At 72.1% G+C, this 18,167-nt stretch carries 15 protein-coding genes and 1 pseudogene; 10 read left to right on the forward strand and 6 right to left on the reverse strand.

The window, feature by feature from the left end:
- Positions 1-589 precede the first annotated feature (589 nt).
- Positions 590-2,656, reverse strand: a complete 2,067-nt coding sequence (locus AB0K60_RS07435; RefSeq protein WP_364049649.1) for a protein kinase — start codon at positions 2,654-2,656, stop codon at positions 590-592.
- A gap of 246 nt (positions 2,657-2,902) precedes the next feature.
- Between AB0K60_RS07435 and AB0K60_RS07440 the strand changes: the two genes are divergently transcribed.
- From AB0K60_RS07440 to AB0K60_RS07450, 3 genes are all read left to right on the forward strand, one after another.
- Positions 2,903-3,085: a hypothetical protein gene (locus tag AB0K60_RS07440; RefSeq protein ID WP_364049651.1), complete on the forward strand. Its 183-nt coding sequence runs from the start codon at positions 2,903-2,905 to the stop codon at positions 3,083-3,085.
- Positions 3,086-3,161: 76 nt separating this feature from the next.
- A complete protein-coding gene (locus AB0K60_RS07445; protein WP_364049653.1) occupies positions 3,162-3,836 on the forward strand; it encodes a rhodanese-like domain-containing protein in 675 nt (224 codons plus the stop codon).
- Between the two features lie 165 nt (positions 3,837-4,001).
- On the forward strand, positions 4,002-4,496 hold the full coding sequence (locus AB0K60_RS07450) for a DUF6328 family protein (RefSeq protein WP_364049655.1): 495 nt from the start codon (positions 4,002-4,004) through the stop codon (positions 4,494-4,496).
- A gap of 54 nt (positions 4,497-4,550) precedes the next feature.
- On the opposite strand, the gene AB0K60_RS07455 is transcribed toward AB0K60_RS07450, so the two are convergent.
- Positions 4,551-6,599 (reverse strand): tetratricopeptide repeat protein, encoded by a 2,049-nt coding sequence (locus tag AB0K60_RS07455; protein ID WP_364049657.1) that lies wholly within the window; start codon positions 6,597-6,599, stop codon positions 4,551-4,553.
- A gap of 802 nt (positions 6,600-7,401) precedes the next feature.
- On the opposite strand from AB0K60_RS07455, the gene AB0K60_RS07460 reads away from it, so the two are divergent.
- Complete coding sequence (locus tag AB0K60_RS07460; RefSeq protein ID WP_364049659.1) at positions 7,402-8,700, forward strand: ROK family transcriptional regulator; 1,299 nt, start codon at positions 7,402-7,404, stop codon at positions 8,698-8,700.
- On the forward strand, positions 8,697-9,710 hold the full coding sequence (locus AB0K60_RS07465; protein WP_364049661.1) for an ROK family protein: 1,014 nt from the start codon (positions 8,697-8,699) through the stop codon (positions 9,708-9,710). The genes AB0K60_RS07460 and AB0K60_RS07465 overlap by 4 nt, the downstream gene beginning before the upstream one ends.
- 78 nt (positions 9,711-9,788) lie before the next feature.
- Here the strand turns inward: AB0K60_RS07465 and AB0K60_RS07470 are convergent, their stop codons facing one another.
- Positions 9,789-10,079: a 4a-hydroxytetrahydrobiopterin dehydratase gene (locus AB0K60_RS07470; protein WP_364049663.1), complete on the reverse strand. Its 291-nt coding sequence runs from the start codon at positions 10,077-10,079 to the stop codon at positions 9,789-9,791.
- 203 nt (positions 10,080-10,282) lie between these two features.
- On the opposite strand from AB0K60_RS07470, the gene AB0K60_RS07475 reads away from it, so the two are divergent.
- Positions 10,283-11,284: a hypothetical protein gene (locus tag AB0K60_RS07475; protein ID WP_364050642.1), complete on the forward strand. Its 1,002-nt coding sequence runs from the start codon at positions 10,283-10,285 to the stop codon at positions 11,282-11,284.
- Between the two features lie 30 nt (positions 11,285-11,314).
- Here AB0K60_RS07475 and AB0K60_RS07480 read toward each other — a convergent pair.
- Positions 11,315-11,884, reverse strand: a pseudogene (locus AB0K60_RS07480) (DUF998 domain-containing protein); the annotation flags it as partial.
- Between the two features lie 189 nt (positions 11,885-12,073).
- Positions 12,074-12,214 (reverse strand): hypothetical protein, encoded by a 141-nt coding sequence (locus AB0K60_RS07485; RefSeq protein ID WP_364049665.1) that lies wholly within the window; start codon positions 12,212-12,214, stop codon positions 12,074-12,076.
- 147 nt (positions 12,215-12,361) lie between these two features.
- Between AB0K60_RS07485 and AB0K60_RS07490 the strand changes: the two genes are divergently transcribed.
- The 4 genes from AB0K60_RS07490 to AB0K60_RS07505 all read left to right on the forward strand — a co-directional run bounded on the left by AB0K60_RS07490 (position 12,362) and on the right by AB0K60_RS07505 (position 17,043).
- Entirely contained in the window at positions 12,362-13,552 is a 1,191-nt protein-coding gene (locus tag AB0K60_RS07490; protein WP_364049667.1) for a sensor histidine kinase, read from the forward strand.
- A 214-nt stretch (positions 13,553-13,766) separates the two neighbouring features.
- Positions 13,767-14,510 (forward strand): sulfite exporter TauE/SafE family protein, encoded by a 744-nt coding sequence (locus AB0K60_RS07495; protein WP_364049669.1) that lies wholly within the window; start codon positions 13,767-13,769, stop codon positions 14,508-14,510.
- Between the two features lie 615 nt (positions 14,511-15,125).
- Positions 15,126-16,094, forward strand: a complete 969-nt coding sequence (gene ligD, locus AB0K60_RS07500) for a non-homologous end-joining DNA ligase (RefSeq protein WP_364049671.1) — start codon at positions 15,126-15,128, stop codon at positions 16,092-16,094.
- Positions 16,095-16,413: 319 nt separating this feature from the next.
- Positions 16,414-17,043 carry an alpha-ketoglutarate-dependent dioxygenase AlkB gene (locus AB0K60_RS07505; RefSeq protein WP_364049673.1) on the forward strand — a complete coding sequence of 210 codons (630 nt, stop codon included), beginning with the start codon at positions 16,414-16,416 and terminating at the stop codon, positions 17,041-17,043.
- 192 nt (positions 17,044-17,235) lie between these two features.
- Here the strand turns inward: AB0K60_RS07505 and AB0K60_RS07510 are convergent, their stop codons facing one another.
- Positions 17,236-18,081, reverse strand: a complete 846-nt coding sequence (locus AB0K60_RS07510) for a PIG-L family deacetylase (protein WP_364049675.1) — start codon at positions 18,079-18,081, stop codon at positions 17,236-17,238.
- Positions 18,082-18,167: the final 86 nt, after the last annotated feature.

Raw genomic sequence — 18,167 nt, forward strand, 5'->3', positions numbered from 1 at the left:
GTGCGGCGACCACAAACGTTCACGAGGCGGGCAAGATACGCGTGGCGTCGGTCAGCCCCTGGCAGCACCCAGAATGACCGCATCGGCGAAGCACTGGCGGCTTCGGCATTAGGTCCTCTGACGAACGAACTCAGGGGGCCGGATCCGGGCACCGGCCACCAGGCAACGTTCACGAGGCGGGTAAGGTTCGCGTGGCGCCGGCCAGCGCCCTACACCGGCGTGCCCTGGCAGTATCCAGAAGCACCAGATCGGCGAAGCACTGGCGGCTTCGGCATTAGGTCCTCTGACGAACGAACTCAGGGGGCCGGATCCGGGCACCGGCCACCAGGCGTCGAGGGCGAGGCCGAGCACCTTCACGGTGCCGCTCCCAGGTCCACCCCAGGCGCTCGGGCGTCGGCGGCAGGTGGGGAAATCCGCCTCGTGGGCGTTCGCCAGCGCCTCGGCGACGAGCCCGGCCGCCCGCTCGGGCTCAAGGGGCCCGCCCGCAAGCAGGCCGACCAGCGACTCGCCGATCACCACTCGGTCACCACGTACGCGGTGTCGCCGTGGCCCACGGCGTCGAGACCCGCCAAGCGCCATCAAACCTTGGTCACTCCCCGACCTGAGAGGGCAGGCTGTCGTTCAGGACCTCGGCGTACCGATGGCTGAGCGCGCCCTCCCGCAGCCGGGTGTAGATCTTGCTGCGGAGGTCGGCCACGCGCACACCCAGTTCGACGCGCGAGCCTGTCATGAGGTCGTTGCGCAGGTTGGTGACGAGGTTGTTGAAGTCGACGGCGACGTCGGACCGAATCTCCCCCGCCGCGAACCCCTGATCGACGACCGACGCCATCTGGCCGAGGGATCTGATCGTCTCGGCGGCGGCGCGGGGGCGGTCGGTCGCGGCGGGTTCCGCCTCGGGGCTCGTCCCGGCGGCGGAACCCGGGCCTGTGCTTCCGGCCTCGTCGGCGGCCGTACCCGCGGGGTAAGGGCTCGCGGCCGAGTCCGACGACCCGGTTTCGTCCGGTACGCCGGGACGGCCACCGGCGCCGCTCTCCACGTCCATCCCAGCGCCCGCCCCGCCGGACGCGATCTCGCCCCCCGAAGAGGCCCCGGACCCGCTCTGTCCCGCCGCCGCTGAAACGGACCGGGCCCCGAGGTCACGGCGCTCCTGCGGCGGATCCATCAGAACGAAGACCTCGACCAGCAGGGCGGTCACCGCGAGCACCAGACCGCCGACCGCGAGCAGGCCGCCCACCGGCCTCCGTCCACCGCGCGCGTCCCCCGCCACCTCCTGTTCGACCGACTCGGAGGGGCCGTGGACCTCGATGATCGGAACCGAGTACGGCGATGTCCGCGCGCCCGTACCGTCGTCCACCTCCTCGGCCGCGAACGGTCGCCCAGAACCCGGCCCGGCCACGGACAACCGACCGGACGGAGGCGACTGTCGGTAAGGCGACTCCCCGGCGGAGCCCGGACCATCGGTCAGGCTCGTGTCCCGACCCGAAGCGGCTCGTTCAGCAGCCGAAGCCGCTCGCTCAGCCGAGGCGGAGCGAGCGGTCACAACCGGCCTCTCAGCAGCCGACACCGCACGCCCAACCGCAGCCGGATGCTCGTCCGCCAAGGCCGCACGCCCCGTCGAAGCCCGGTCCGCCTCGGCGGCGGGCCAAAGCGAGTCCAAGGCACCTTCCGCCACGCACCCGGACGGCGAGGCCGAATCCCCGGGCGAATTCGTCTGCGCGACCGAGGCAGGGCTCTCCCCCGAAGCCGCCCTCTGCACCGATCCAGCCACCGCGCCCTCGCAGCCCCCCGGCACGCCGGACCCACCAGAACCGGCCCACACACTCGGCCCGGCGTCCAACACGCCCGACGCCCCGGCCACACTGTTCGCGAGTGTCCGGGCCACCTCCGCCGCCGACGGCCGAAGCCTGGGGTCCGCCGAACGGCAGCGAGCGCAGATGTCGGCCACACAGGCCGGCACCCCTGGCGGCATCGCCGCGCCCGGCTCCCGCCTCCCGGTGAGCGACTCGGCCAGCACCACCCCGAGCGCGTAAACGTCCGCCGACGGCTCGACCGCGTGGTCGCCGTCCTCCTCCGGCGCGAGATAAGGCGCCATATCCAGCGGCGTGGTGAATTCCTCCGCCTCCCACGGCCCCGGCCAGACGAACGGCGCCGAGAACACCGGCTCTCCGCGCATCGCCCGCGCGATCCCGAAATCCAGCACCTTGACCCCGTCCGGGGTGAGGAACACGTTGGCCGGTTTGACGTCCCGATGCACGATTCCGGCCCGGTGGGCGGCGGCGAGCGCCTCGGCGACCTGCCCGCACACCCGCGCCGCCTCGGCCACGGGCAGCGGCCCGCGGGTGAGCCGCTCGGCGAGCGTCTCCCCGGTGAGGAACTCCATGACGATGTACGGCGTCCGCGCCCCGAACCCGTCCTCGGTCTCGCCGTAGTCGTGGATCGTCACCACCCGGGGATGGGTGAGACCCGCGGCCGATCTCGCCTCATCCCGGAACCGGCGGCGAAAGGCCATGCCCCGGCGCCCGCTCGCGCCCACCAGTTTGATCGCGACGGTACGGGCCAGCACTTCGTCCCAGGCACGCCAGACCTCGGCCATTCCGCCGCTCGCCACTCGCTCCTCCAGGCTGTACCTGTCGGCGAGCCGTACCCCTAAATCCACCCGGACCAACCTTTCCTGGCCTGGAAACCACCGCCCTCCCCTCTCTACTACGCGGGCGGCCCGCCTCCGGATCGGACTGATCCGAAAGTTGCCCGAATCACCTATGCCCGACCCCCGCCGCAGTCCCGCCGAAACATCCGAGAGCATCCGAGAGCACCCCGAGACGGCTCAGGTACGTCCCTGACTTGTCCCTGAGGTTGCCGCCGGACAGGCGATTTCCGCAGGCAGCGGCCGTACCGTGGAGCCATGGGACGAATACTTCTGATCGCTGTCGCCGCCGTGGTGGGCTTCTTCATTCTCGGAGCCGTCCTCGGCTTTCTGTTCAACGTGCTCAAGTGGGTGCTGATCCTCGGCCTGATCGCCGTCGCCGTCGCCGGTGTGCTCAAGCTCACCCGCTCGGGCGAGTCACGGTCGCACAACCCGTACTGACCCCGCGCTTCCGGTCCGCGCCGCGGGATACCGCGCCGTCCCGCATGAGGCCGGACCGGGCGGGTACGGCTACCGCATGGTGGAGGTCATCGACCGCTGGGCCGTACAGGGGCTGTTGGAAAGCCATGAGGCCCAGCTCGTGGAGGTGCTGCCGCTTCCGCAGTACGCGTGGGCGCATCTGCCCCAGGCGGCCCACCTGCCGCTGGAGGAGTTCGGCGCGTCGGCGGCGGACCGGCTGACCCAGGCGCGGCCGATCATCGTCTACTGCCACGACTGGCTGTGCGATCGCAGCCCGCGGGCGGCGCGGCTGCTGGAACGGCTCGGCTTCCAGGACGTGTTCGATTACGCCGCCGGGAAGATGGACTGGCTGTCGGCGGACCTCCCCTATGTCGGCGAGGCGGACCTGGTGTCGCGGATCGTCCGGCACGACCCGGTGATCGCCTCGGCCGGCGACGCCGTCTCGGGCGTCGAGCCGCGCGTCGCCGCCGACCCGGCGGGCGTCGCGGTGGTCGTCGGCGAGCAGGACGTCGTGCTCGGCGTCATCGGCGACCAGGAGCTCAAGGGCGTCTCGGCCGACGCCCGCGCCGAGGAGGTCATGCGGGTCGAGGTCTCCACCGTACGGCCCAGCGAGGAGGTCGGCGCCCTGCGCCACAAGATGGACCGCGGCGGCCTGGCCGAGGTGGTGGTGGTGACGATGGCCGACGGACGCCTCGTCGGCATCGTCTCGGCCGCCGCCGTCCACAGTGCCTGATACGGCCCCTTTTTACGACGTTTACCCTGATCGTTCCTGGGCAGAGGAGTCTCCCAAGCGAGCTGAGGCGCCACGGTTTGCTGCGGACATCGCGCCGCCGTCTCAGCCGATCGTCCGTCCCCGGTTCAGCCGGGGAACGCGTGATGCCGGGAGATGAGTATGGTCATGTCTATCGAGCCCGGCACCGGTGCGCCGGGCCGCAAGGAGAGCCCCGAGGAGCGCGCCGACCGCAACTTCGTAGAGTTGCTGCAGGGCCTCCGCGTGGCGGTCACGGGCGTCCAGGTGCTGTTCGCGTTCCTGCTCACGGTGCCGTTCTCGCCGAACTTCGCGAGCCTCAGCGAAGTGGACCGCATGTGGTACATCGTGGCGCTGACCGCCGCGGCCATCGCCTCGATCTGCTACATCGCCCCGGCCGCGCAGCATCGCATCCTGTTCCGCCAGGGCGTGAAGGAGCCGCTGGTCCGGCGTTCCAACGTGTACGGCATCCTCGGCGGCGTCGCGCTGGTGATCTCGATGACGTCCGCCTGGGTGCTGGTCGTCGACTACCTGTACGTCGGTACGCTGGCGGCCGTGCTGGGTGCGGGCCTGGCGCTGTTCGGCGGCTGGGCCTGGTTCGTCCAGCCGCTGCTCACCCGCCGGAAGTCCGGCTCCCCCTCCTGACGGGCTCTCCTTCCCGACCGGCCCCTCCTGACCGGCTACGCCGCCCGAGCGGGGTCAACCGACCGCCAGGGCGCGCCGTACGTCCTCGTCGTCGGGCGCGAGTTCGAGGGCGCGGGTCAAATCGGCCACCGCCTCCCGTTCGCGTCCGGCGGCGCGCAGCGCCACCGCCCGGTTGAACAGCAGCGGAGCCGTATCGCCCGATTCGTCCGTGCCCGTGAGTTCCAGGGCGCGGGTCAGGTCGCGTACGGCGCCGTCGACGTCCCCCGTCTCGAAGGCGAGGATGCCGCGGTTGGCCCACGCGGACGCCAGCAGCGGGTCGCGGCGCAGGGCGTGGTCGAAGGCGTGCCGTGCCCGCTCAGCCCGCTCGGCGGCGTCCCCGCCGCCCGCCATCTCGATCTGGCCGAGGACGCACAGCAAATAGGGGTTGGCCGGGGCCAGTTGCAGCCCGCGCTCGGCGTCGGCCCTGGCCCGCTCGTGCTCGCCGAGCGCCACCAGCAGCCCGGCCCGGTTGATGTAGGCGTCGGCGAAGCCGGGGTCGAGTTCGAGCGCGTGGCCCAGGTCGGCGAGGGCGCCCTCGTGATCGCCCTCGGCGAAGCGGATCTCGGCCCTGTTGTAGTACGGCTCGGGAAACGGCGGCCCCACACGCATCGCGGTCTCATAGTCGGCCCGCGCGTCGGCGGCGCGCCCCATCCGGTACAGCAGGTTGCCCCGGTCGATGTAGTAGTCGGGGTAGCAGGGGTCGGCGGCGATCGCCGCGTCCAGATCGCCGAGCGCCTCGTCGAACCGGCCAAGCATGATCTTGAGTTGTGCGCGGTTGGCGCGCAGCACGAGCCGGTGGATGGGGTGCCGCCCGGGGGCGAGCCCCTCGTCGGCGAGCGCGATCGCCCGCTCGACCAGGGCGAGGGCGTCCTCCACCCGGCCGAGCCGCATCTCTATCAGGGCGCGGCCGTTGAGGTCGAAGCCGAGTTTGAAGGCCCGCAGCGCCGGGTCGGGAAGCAGCGTGGAGATGGCGATCGCCTGGTTGACCCAGGCCAGCGCCTCCTGCGGGTCCCGGCGCGCCGGATCGTGGTGCCGCATCAGCAGCATGCCCGTGGAGTACGCCGCCGCCGCGTGCTCGGCCGGGTCGAGGCTTACGCGCCGTACCTGGTCGAGCAGCTCCCTGGCCTGCTCCTCCCGCTCGGTGGAGGCCAGCGCGGTGGCGGTGCGGTGGACCAGCCGCCACCAGCCCTCCGCGCCCGGCTCGCAGGCGGCGAGCGCACGGCGTCCCAGCTCGGCGACGGCGTGATGGCAGCCGGCTTCGAAGCACCGCTCCACCGCCTCCCGCAGTTCCTCGCCGGTCAGTTCGTCCAGGCGGCGGTCGCCCGGGTACGGCAGCGCCGGACCGCCCTGCCACCGGTGTCCGGCCGAGCCGGTACGCGACGCGGCGGGGCCGTCGCCGTCGGCGGCGCCGGGGAGACGGCGGGCCCGGGTGGTGAGCGCCGTGGCGAGGGGCTCAAGGAGCTCCCGCGCGGTGGGGGCGCAGACGATGACGGTGACGAGCGCGGGGTCCAGCCTGCGCAGCAGGACCTCGATCAGCTCGCGGTCGGTGAAGTCGGCCTCGTGGACGTTGCGCACGACGATCGTCCACGGGCCCGCCGCGCCGACGGCCTCGTTCTCCGCCGGTGGCCTTGGGGGTGAGGGACGGGCGGCGGGCCGCGCCGAGGACGCGTGGTCGCGGATCGCCTCGTCGTGGGGGATTCGCGTGTCGCGCAGGTACGTCGCGTAGTCGCGGACGAATTCGGCCAGGCCGTTGGCGATGCGCCTGGTGCGGCCGGAGGCGTGGACGAGGATGCGTTCGGCGGGCGGCAGTTCGTCGGCGACCGTGCGGCGGGCGGCGGGGATCGCGTCCCGCAGGTCGGGGGCGACCGTACGCAGCTCGATGTCGTGGGCGATCACCAGGTCGGGCCGGTGGCGGAGCGCGGCGGGCACGAGGGCTCGGGCGATGGCCGCACCCAGCGTGTACGGCCCGCCCGCCCCACGGTCGGCGTCCACCGGGGGGAGGAGCAGGCGGGGTGCATGCACCTCAAGCGGTACCCGCGCGCCCTCGATCCACAAGTGGTCCATTCCTGCTCCCCCTCGCCACTGCTATCCGGTCAGGCTTCGTGCTTGGCGCTGGCGGCGCCGCTCAGCCGTACGGTGCCTGGTTTGTGGACGATGACCCTCTTCATGTCCTCACCTTTCATGCGTTTCCGGGTAGATCATCACTACTATCACAATTCACCAGGAATCAAGAGACTTTCTCATATAACAAGACACCGGATGGTCAAACACAAACACGTGGTCATCGCCATTTCACGCCATTTAGGGGACGGTCGTTATCGGCCTTATGTACCTGCCGAAAACACGTATTCCTCCTATGATTCACGCCGTCCGCCCACCCTCCGGCCAACCTGCATCAACCTGGGTCGAATCACCATATGGAACCGATCGCTCCGCGATGGATTGATTTCTGGCATGCCATATTCGCCGCATCTTCGCGAGCGAAAGGGAAAGGTCCTGCATTAAGGACACAAAGTGCGCCTCACACTTCCGGCCGCCCCCGCCGCTCGCCCGGATCCCCGGCGGCATCACACGCCGTACCCAACCCGATACCGGACCCTAAACGGGACCCTGTACCGGACCCACCGCCTGAAAAAGCCACGCCCGACGCGTACGCGACGCCGCGAGGCACGACGGCGAGGCGCCGAGGATCCCCGCCGGGGCGTGGACACCCGCAGCGTCGACTTCCCTACCATCCCCGCCCAGGACGAGGCGCTGCCGGCCCGCGTGTCCGTGTCACGACCACTCCCCCCGGACCCCTCACCCCGGGGTAGAAAGTAAATCTTTTTGATTTACAAAGTCGCCTAGCTGCGGCACCATGGCGCGTGTGCAGCAGGGGACCAATCTGCCGAGGCTCGGCAGCTACAACCGGGCGGTCGTGCTCGGCGCCATCCAGGTCTCCGACGGCATCAGCCGCGTACAGATCGCCGAGCGCACGGGGCTGACGGCGCAGGCGGTGTCCGTCATCGTGCGCAGACTGCTCGACGACGGCCTCGTGGTGGAGGACGGCTCCGCGCCGTCCCGCGGCGGCAAGCCGCGCACGATCCTGCGAGTGGACCCCGCCGCCGGATACGCGGTCGGCGTGCACTTCGACCCCGGACGGCTGCACTGCGTGCTCGCCGACCTGGCGGGCCGTCCCGTGTCCTCGGCCGTCACCACCCTGCGCGCCGTGCCCGAACCGGAGGCCGTGATCAGGCGGATGGCCGCCGCGGTCCGGCGCGTGCTCGCCGACGCGGGCGTACCGGCGAAGAAGGTGCTCGGCGTCGGGCTCGCCTGCCCCGGGCCGATCGACCCGCGCGACGGCGTCCTGCTCAGCCCGCCCCGGCTGGAGGGCTGGAGCCGGGTTCCGGTACGGCTCATGCTGGAACGGGCCACCGGGTTCCAGGTGACCATCGACAACGACGCGACCGCCGCGGCCATCGGCGAACGATGGAGCGGCCTGGGGCGGTCCGCGCCGAGCTTCGCCTACCTGTACCTGGGCTCGGGCGTCGGCGGCGGGCTCCTGCTCGACGGCCAGATCTACCGAGGCCGTACGCTCAACGCGGCCGAGTTCGGGCACCTCACCGTCGCGCCCGACGGCCCCCGCTGCCACTGCGGCAACCGCGGCTGCGTGGAGGCGCTGTGCTGCCCCGAGGCGATCGTCGCCGCCGCGCACGCCCGTCTCGCCGCCGGAGGGACCGGCAGGCTGGCCGCCGCCTGGAAACGCGACCCCCGCCGCGTCGGCCACCCCCAGATCTGCGCCGCGGCGGCCGCCGGCGACCCCCTCGCGAGCGAGGTGATCGGCGAGGTCGCCGGGCACCTCGCCGTCGCGGCCGTCGGCATCATCAACATCCTCGACGTCGATTTGCTGATCCTCGGCGGGCCCGCGCTGCGCGAGGCCGGGGAGGTCTACCGGCGGACCATCGCCCGCGCGATCGGCTCCCTGACCATCGCCCGCAGCCTGCGCAACGTCGCGGTGGAGATCTCCCCCATCGCCGCCGACGCCGCCGCGATCGGCGCCGCCTCACTGGTCTTCCACGCCGCCTACGCTCCCCACCTCACCAGCCTGCTCCGGGAGGGAACCCTGATGCGCGAACGCCGCGAACCGCCGAATCCGGCGACGACACCCCCCGGGACCGCGTCGTGACGGCTTCTCCCCTGCCCTCGTCCATGCCGCCGGCGTCCGATCCGCCCACGTCCGATCCGCCGGCCTCCGATCCGCCAGCGCCGCCTCCGCCGCCGGACGCGGCGCCGGTGCTCGCGATCGACATCGGCGGCACCAAGATGGCGGCGGCGCTGGTGAGCCGGGACGGGGCCGTACTCGGCCGGGGCCGTACGGCCACGCCCCGCTCCACCGACGCCGACGACGTGGCCCGGGCGCTGATCGAACTGATCACGCCGCTGGTCAACGAGCGCCCCCCGGCCGCCGTCGGGGTGGCCTCGGCCGGGCCGATCGATACGGTCGCGGGCACGGTCAGCCCGGTCAACATCCCCGCCTGGCGGGGGTTCCCACTCATGGCGCGCATCCGGCGGGCCGTCCCCGGCGTGCCCGCCGTGCTGGTGGGGGACGCGGTGGCGATGGCCGCCGGGGAGCACTGGCGGGGCGCCGGGACCGGCAGCACCGCGCTGCTCGGCATCGTCGTGTCCACCGGCATCGGCGGCGGGCTGGTGCTGCGGGGCGAGCCGTACCCGGGATCGACCGGAAATGCCGGTCATTTCGGGCACGTGGTGGTCGATCCCGCTGGACCGCCCTGCCCCTGCGGGGCCCGCGGCTGTGTCGAGGTGCTCGCGGCGGGCCCGGCGATGTCCCGATGGGCCCGTGAGCAGGGCTGGCAGGGCTCCGACGCCCGCGAGCTCGCCGAGTCGGCCCGCGCCGGGGACCCGATCGCGCTGGCCGCCTTCGAGCGCGGCGCGGACGCGCTCGCCGCCGGGATCGTCACGGTCGCGGCGATCTGCGACCTCGACCGGGTCGTCATCGCCGGAGGCGTGGCCGAGTCCGGCGAGGTGCTGTTCGCCCCGGTACGCCGCAAGGTGGCGGAGCACGCCCACATGGACTTCGTCAAGGCCGTACGGGTGGACCGGGCCGTGCTGGGCGGCGACGCCGGTTTGGTCGGCGCGGCCCGCTTCGCCGTGGACCTGGTCGCCGCCGACACCTGATCCCCCGGCGCCCGATCTCCCGGACGCGCGATCTCAACGCGCGATCTCCCCGCGCGCGATCCCTAGGCCGCCCGCGCGTCAGGCGGCCAGCAGGCGGTCGATGCGCCGGGCCTCCTCAAGGTCGAACTCGGTCAGCCCGCCCCGGTCGTGCGTCCACAACGTCAGGTGCACGGTGCGCCAGCGGATGTCGATGTCGGGATGGTGGTCGAGTTCCTCGGCGACCTCGGCGATCCGCCGTACCAGCTCGATCGCCTCGGGGAACGTCGGGCATGTGACGGTACGGCGCAGCCGCCCGTCCTCCACCCGCCACTCCGGGATCTCGGGCAGCGCGGCGGCCAGGTCCTCCGGGGAGAGCAGGTCACGTCTCATGCCCCCATCGTGGCACGCCGGACCGCCGCCGATCATCCGTGACCCGCTCGTGATCCACAAGGTGCCCGATGGCGTACCCAAAAGCACGGAAAAGCCGGGATGATCTCTCACGGCCGACGGTCACGGCGCGCTCACCCGCCGACGGCGGCCGGGCACCGCGTCCGCAGGATTGGCGATCCGCCGACACGCTTCAGGAGACCAGCATGCAGCCCACCCACAGCGCCCTCTCCCGCACGGCCGTCCTCGCCTCCATCGCCGCCCTGATCCTGAGCACCCTCGCCACGCCCGTGTCCGCCGCCGGGCGATCGGCGGCGGACACGATCAGGTACGCGGCCGTCCAGACCTGCAAGCTCAAGGGCGGCTCCCGGGGACCCTGCGGGGGGTGGCGGCTGGCGATGCGCGGAGGCGGCACCGTCAGGCTCCCCGACGCCCGCACCACCCCGCGCGACGCCCGGGGCAAGGTCCGCAAGGAGCAGGCGGCCCCCATCGCGGTGAGCGGCGACGGCACCACGGTGGCCTACTTCCGCAAGAGCGACGACCGCCTCGTGGTGCGCCGCCTCGGCGGCGAGGCGGTCGTGGTGCCGAACGCGCCCGCCAAGGGGGTCGGCATGGACGACCTCGCCCTCTATCTGTCCCGGACGGGCGACCGGCTCGCGGTCGAGGTCGCCGGCGGGCCGAGGAAGCGGCCCACCCTCGTCTACGACCTGTCAGAGCCGGACGCCGGCCCCGGCGAGATCCCGCGCACGCTCGCCTTCCAGGGGTTCGGCGACGAGTCCGCGCTCGCGGCCGAGCTCTCCGGCGACGACATCACGCGGCTCGTCACCTTCCCCGCCGACGACGAGCCCAAGGTCGCCGTCAGGCCGCCGCGGGTCGTCGCCGACAACGCGCCGTACGGGCTGGCCCCCGACGGCACGACCGTCGCGTTCTTCAGCGGCTCGGGCGGCACGGCGGCGCTGCGCCTGTACGACCTGGAGACCGGCGCGATCACGCGGGGCATCCCGGTGCGGCTCGACGGCGCGGACCTGCCCGAGGTCGTGACGTGGACCGGCGAGAACCAGGTCACGGCGCACGTCTCGCGCATCGCCGAAGGCGGCCGTACGGACATGCGCGTGCTGCAGATCGACACCGAGACCGGCGGCGTCAGCACCCGCGACTCCTACACGATCCGCGCAGACGCGTTCACCTACGCCGCCCGCGGGGCCTAGCATCGCGAGCGCGTACCGCCCGATCGCCAGCAGCAGGCCGATCTCGGCCGCCACCACGACGCGCTGGGTCAGCCCGGCGGGCAGCCCCACGGGATTCTGGCCCAGCATCACCGCCGCGTACGGCACCACCACGGCGGACAACGCGGCGAAGGCGGTCACGCTCAGCGCGCGGATCAGCAGGGCGTGCCGGGTCCTATCCGCCAGCAGCAACCCGGCCAGCGGCATCACCATGAAAGCCACAAAAGCGGCGTAGCGGTGAATTCCCCCCGACAGCGACAGCGGAACGCCCGGCCGATCGGTCGGGAACGCCGCCACCAGCAGGATGCAACCGGCCCAGACCGCGACCAGCAGCGCCACCCGGCGGTCGCCGCCGGCGCGGGCCAGCACCAGCGCGAGCAGGGCCGCGCCGAGCGTCAGCGCGGTCAGCGAGGCCGGGAGCAGCCACCCCTGCGGCGCGTAGAAATAGTCACTGATCACGGTCCGCAGCGGGTTCCGCCCTGCGGCGACGTGTAGTGCGATCATGCCGGCGGCGCCCGCGGCGATCGCCGTCAACCCCGCCGCGACCTGCGTCTTCAGCCCCGGATCCGTGTGACTTCCCATGATTCACACTGTCGGGCGCGGGGCGCTGCGAAAGTATCGGAGATGGGCCGGACCGCTCCCTGATCCACCCCCTACGGCGTCCCGCTGCGGCCCTGGGGCACGGCTCAGGGACGCGTCGGGGTGCGGTCTCAGGGTGCTCGCGCGGCCGCAGGCCCCACGCCGCCGGGCGTACGCGGCTCACCTGCGATTTCAGCCGAGCCGGTCGCGCTCCGCCGAGGCGGCGTCGGCCGGGGCCGCCCCCGGTGCGGACGCCCGGAACCGGCGGCGGCCGTACGGATCGAGGCCGATGCGGGCCCGGCCGGGCGCGGACACCTCGACCGTCCCGTCCACCAGCAGGTCGGTGAGGGATCACCGAATCGTCCAGGCCGTCCAGGGTCACCCGCCGGGCGTCACCCGCCGGGCGTCAGCCGCCCGGATGATGGGGAATCCGACAGCGGAGGGACGTGACAACCGGGTCGGCGCGCCTACGCTCGGGTCATGAAGTGGCGTCACCTCCTCTCCTCGGCCGCGTCGCGGAACCGCTTTCCCCGCCCGCTCGACTGGCTCATCGCGATGGTGGTCGGGACGTTCGCCGTCACGGAGGAACTCACCGGCGGATCGGACCTGCCGGAACGGCCCATCCTCGCGCTCTGGGTGGCGGGCGGCGTCGCCGCCGCCGTGCTGGTGCTCGTGCGGCGGCGGTGGCCGCTGACCACGATGACGATCTACTGGTGCGCCTCTCTGGTGATCTTCCTTTACGACGGCTATCCGGCCGCCTGGCAGTGGTACGTGCAACTGATCTTCTTCTTCACCGTCTGCGCCGAGGTGCCGCTGCGCAGCCCGCGCGGCGTCCTCGGGGTGGCCCTGACCGCCCTGTTCCTGCACGGCATGGCGATCAGCGTGCCGGTCACGAGCAACGCGGAGTACGCGATCGGGATCGTGATGGCGGCGATCGCCGGCGGCGCCGGCCTGGCCGTACGCCGCTACCAGCAGTTCGCGAACGCCGCCGACGAGCGCAGCGAGCTGCTCGCCGCCCGCAGCGAGCTGCTGGCCCGGGAGGCGGTCGCCGAGGAGCGGACACGGCTCGCCCGCGAGCTGCACGACATCGTCGCGCACAGCGTCAGCGTCATGGTCATGCAGGCCGGCGGCGTACGCCTGATGCTCCGGCCCGACCAGGTCAAGGAACGCGAGACCCTGGCGGTCATCGAGGAGACCGGGCGCGGAGCCGTGGAGGAGCTGCGCCGCATGCTGGGCCTGCTGCGCGGCCCCGAGGTGGACGGCCTCACCCCGCAGCCCGGCCTCGCCCGGCTCGACGACCTCGTGGAGCAGGTACGCGGCGCCGGCCTCACCGTCAAGGTGGACATCGAGGGCGACCCGGCCCCGCTGCCCGCCGGACTCGACCTGTCGGCGTACCGCATCATCCAGGAGGCGCTCACCAACACGCTCAAACACGCCGGCAGCACCGACGCCACCATCAAGATCTCATATCGCCCCACCGAGCTCCGCCTGACCATCACCGACGCCGGCCCGCGCGGCCCGGCCCCACTGGGCCTGCCCGCCCGCCCCGGCGGCCACGGCCTGATCGGCATGCGCGAACGCGCCGCCCTCTTCAAGGGCACCCTCACCACCGGCCCCCGCCCCGGCGGCGGCTACACGGTCCAGGCCGCCCTCCCCCTGACCCCCCGCTAACCACGCCGCACCGAATCCCACAGCACACCACCCACACACGCCGCACCTCGCCTTAACCCCGCTCCCACGAGCCCAATGACCACCCGCACGGCCATAGCCCACCCCGCACTCCCACACCGCACACCCCCGGCCACACATCACCCGACCCACCCACATCCGTTCCTATGAGCCCACCCGCTGGTTGATCGTTTAAACCGCGTGGTTGAGTGGACCGGTGATCGACTTCCTGGGCCTGATCGGGGTCGGCCTGGTGGCGGGTGTGGTGAGCACGGTCGTGAGCCTGGCCTCGGTCGTGTCGTACCCGGCGTTGCTGGCGTTTGGCCTGTCCCCGTTGTCGGCGAATGTCACCAATACGGTGGCCCTGATGTTCACCGGGATCGGCGCCGCCGCCGGATCGCGGGCGGAGCTCGCCGACGAGTGGCCGCGCCTGCTGCGGCTGGGCCTGCTCGGCGTGCTTGGCGGCGCCACCGGCGCGGCGCTGCTGCTGGTGACGCCGTCGGCGACGTTCGAGCTGATCGCGCCGCTACTGATCGCAGGGGCCTCGCTTCTGCTGCTGCGCCCGCCCCGCCTGGGCCGAGGCGACCGGCAACGCGGGGACCACGGCATCCTGTTCCGTGCCGCCCTGTTCGCGGTCGCGATCTACATCGGCTACTTCGGCGCGGCGGGCGGCGTGCTGATGATGGCAATCCTCACCGCCGTACTCGATCGCACGCCCGCCACGATCAACGCGATCAAGAACGTTCTGGCCATGCTGGCGAACACCGTGGCCGCCATCGGTTTCGCCCTGTTCGGCCCGGTCCAGTGGTCCGCCGTCCTCCCACTCGCCGCAGGCTTCCTGGTCGGCGGCTGGATCGGCCCGGCGATCGCCCGCCGCCTTCCCGGGCAGTCCCTGCGCGTCCTCGCGGCCCTGTGCGGCCTTCTCGTGGCGGTGAAGCTCGGCTACGACACCTACGTCTGACCCACCCGCCGACCATCCCGCTTCAGGCGCGGCGGAGAGAGGGGTGGGACCGGCGGCGATGGCGGTCGCCAGGATCCAGCCGACGGCGATCAGGCCCCAGGCGCCCTCGCAGTCGAACCCCTTCTCGGCCCGCAGGCCCCCGCCGATCTCCAGGTGATCAGCGGCGATCACCGTTCCGCCCAGGTGGGACAGCGCCGCGCCGTCCATGATGAGGCCGACGCCAACGCGCCCTCAGGGAAGGCGGAGGCCGCCGGTGATCCGGCAGCGAGAGCGGCTCAGGTGGCCCTCCACCAGGATCGGGCGAGGCAGTGCGGACGTCAGCAACCCCTCCCCGGCACCGCCGCTTCACCCCACCACCCGCCGAAACCACATCAAGGCCGCCTCCTACCGCGCCCGCCGTGCCCCGGAGACTCCACCCGCACCCCCGGTCTCGGTCTTGTGTGTTTGTCGGAGGCGTGTGGTCGCATGGGAAGGGTGAGAGCGGAATCATCCGAGATCATCGAGTCATTCCGCGACCGGAGGGCAGGCTGAGGACATGGATGACACTGGATCGCGGGGACCGACCGGCTCGGCAGATGGCGGGCACATGATCGCGGCGCTCACAGGCGGTGCCCGTTGAGCAGGAAGGACGACTCCGGCGGCGAGACGCGGGACGGGGTGGCGCTGACCAATCTCGACCAGCCGCTGTTCGAAGGGGCGGACGCCGCCAAACGTGACCTCATCGACTATCTGGACGCCGTCGCCGAGCGGATCATCCCTCATCTGGCGGGGAGACCGTTGTCGGTGATGCGCATCCTGCGCGGCCAGGACGCGTTCATGCAGAAGAACCTGCCCAAATACACCCCGGTGTGGGTGCCGAGGGTCGCGATGTGGGCCGAGAGCTCCGGGCGCGAGGTCACCTATGCGCTGTGCGACGACCGGCGCACCTTGCTGTGGTTTGGCAACCAGCGCGCGGTGGAGTATCACCCGGCGCTGTTCCGGGCCGAGCGCTGGGACCACCCCACTCATCTGGTGCTCGACCTCGACCCACCGTCCCCGGACGCGTTCGACCTGGCGGTACGCGCCGCCCACCTGGTACGGCAAACTCTCGCCGAAGCCGGTATGACCGGCGTCGTCAAAACCAGCGGGGCGAAGGGGCTGCACGTGTTCGTCCCGGTCGAGCCGGACGCGACGCACGAGGAGGTGGCCGCGGCCACCCGCGCCCTGGCCGCCCGCGCCGAGCGCCTCGACCCCGAACTGGCGACCACCGCCTACATCCGCGAAGACCGCGGCGGCCGGGTCCTGCTCGACTCCTCCCGCGCCGGCGGAGCGACCGTGGTGGCGGCCTACAGCCCCCGCCTCCGTCCCGGCCTGCCGGTCTCGTTCCCCGTGGCCTGGGAGGACCTCGGCCGCGTCCACCCCTCCGACTTCACCGTCCGCACCGTGCCCACGTTGCTCGCCGACCACGACCCCTGGGCCGAGCACATGCCCGTGCCCTGCCGCGTGCCCGCCGACCTCATCGAGGAAGGGCGCACCATCCCCACCGCACGAGTCCAGGCGATGCACGAGGGCAAGCGCCGCGCCCGCGCCCGCCGAGAAGGCTGACCGTCGTCCCCCTCTCTCCGCCGCCTCTCCCCGCCACCTCTCCCCGCCACCTCTCCCCGCATCGCAGGCGCACCGGCGGGATCGCCGTCCACGCCACGCAGGTCCAAGCCACGCGAAAACAAGCCCATAAGGAGGCCCGCCGCGAAGGCCGACCATCGTCCACCCCTCCCCGCACGGGAGGTGAGCAGGCGGAAGCGCCGTCCGTGGGCGTGCCGTGCTTGGGCGATCGGCGAGGCCATCGCCTATCTGGGGAAGCCAGGCGGCCATCAATCGAGGCTTGATCGAATATGTGTTTGAAATCGGGACGTACACTGTCGCTATGACAGGCGTATTCCAAGGGTCATTGCTGGACTGGTGTGAGGAGACCGGGCCGGGGCCCCTCGAAGGCACGGTCCACCGCGCCGAGCTGGCCCACGGGGCCTGGGTCGACGTGCGACCCGGATGGCTCGGCGGGGCCGACGAGCTGTTCGGGCGACTGATGCGAAACGTGCCGTGGCGTGCCGAACGACGGTGGATGTACGACCGGGTGGTCGACGTGCCTCGTCTGGTCAAGTTCTACGGCGAGGACGAGGCGCTGCCGGATCCCCTGCTGGAGGAGGCCATCGACGCGTTGAACGCGTACTACTCCCGTGAGCTGGGCGAGCCGTTCCGCACGGCCGGGCTGTGCCTGTACCGCGACGGCCGCGACAGCGTCGCCTGGCACGGCGACACGATCGGCCGCGGCAGCACCGAGGACACGATGGTGGCGATCCTCTCGCTCGGCGCTCCGCGCGCGCTGCTGCTGCGCCCGCGCGGCGGCGGGCACGCCCGGCGGCACGAACTCGGCCACGGCGACCTGCTGGTCATGGGCGGGACCTGCCAGCGCACCTGGGAGCACGCCGTCCCCAAGTGCGCCAAGGTCCTCGGCCCCCGGATCAGCGTGCAGTTCCGTCCAAGCGGGGTGCGCTGACCCGCGCGAGAGGGCGGACCTGAGCCGGACCTGGACCGACCGATGACGTCCTAACGCGGCGAATCCATTGCTCGGCGGACATAACCTCGGATTGCGGTGATCATGCGTGCGCAGGGAACCCGGCGAACAGGTCGTCCTCGCGATCCAGGGGCGTCCACGCGACTACGGTGACGAAACCCCGGGCTGCGATGATCACACACCTGTCGAGAACCCGGAGAACAGGTCGTCCTCCCGATCCGGGGCGTTGACGCGATTGAGGCGGCGGATGAACGCCTCGCCGCCGAAGATCTCGTGCTGGGCCTCGACGGGCAGGCGGAGGAAGAAGATGCTGTCGGCCTGGCTGACGTGCGCCTCCAGCGCTTTGCGCTTCTGCTCGACGTAAGGGGACACGTCCACGAACGTGGTGATCTCCTCATCGGGCGTGCCGAAGTCCGGCGGCAACTCGAAGTCGAAATCAGGCTGGGTGGCGCGCAGGCGTTCGAAGAGCTCCCTGGATCGCCGCCGTGGCACGGTCGTGTAGTAGAGCTTGGCCGGGATTCCGCTGGTCTCGGTCGCGTACACGGCGATGCGGTGGGCCTGGATGTGGTCGGGGTGGCCGTATCCGCCGTTCTCGTCGTAGGTCACCACCACGTCCGGGCGGTAGCGCTCCATGAGCGCGATCAGCGGCTCCGCCGCGCGTTCGACCGGGATGTTGCAGAACGCCTCGGGGTGCTCGTTCGCGGCCCAGCCGGGCATGCCGGAGTCCCGGTACCCCAGCAGTTCGACGTGCTCGATGCCGAGGTGGGCGGCCGACCGCTGGAGCTCGGCCAGGCGGCTCGCCTTGACCTCCGCCTCGTCGTGCCCGTCCTCGTCGGGCTTCGCGCCGCCCTCGCCGTCCCCCTGCTCTCCGTTGGTGCAGGTGACCAGAACGGTGCGGATGCCCCGTTCGGCGGCCTGCGCGAACACGCCGCCCGTGCTGAGCACCTCGTCGTCGGGATGGGCGTGCACGGCCATCAGCGTCAGCCGCTCGCCCACCGGCTCCTCGGCGTGCTCGGCCATGTACTTCCTCCCTGTGGACGACCGCGTGGACGAAGCCACTCTACGGCCGATCGCCGACAGTCGAGCACGGCGCCGATCGGAGCCGG

It is taken from the genome of Thermopolyspora sp. NPDC052614, assembly GCF_040678635.1.
Taxonomy (GTDB): domain Bacteria; phylum Actinomycetota; class Actinomycetes; order Streptosporangiales; family Streptosporangiaceae; genus Thermopolyspora.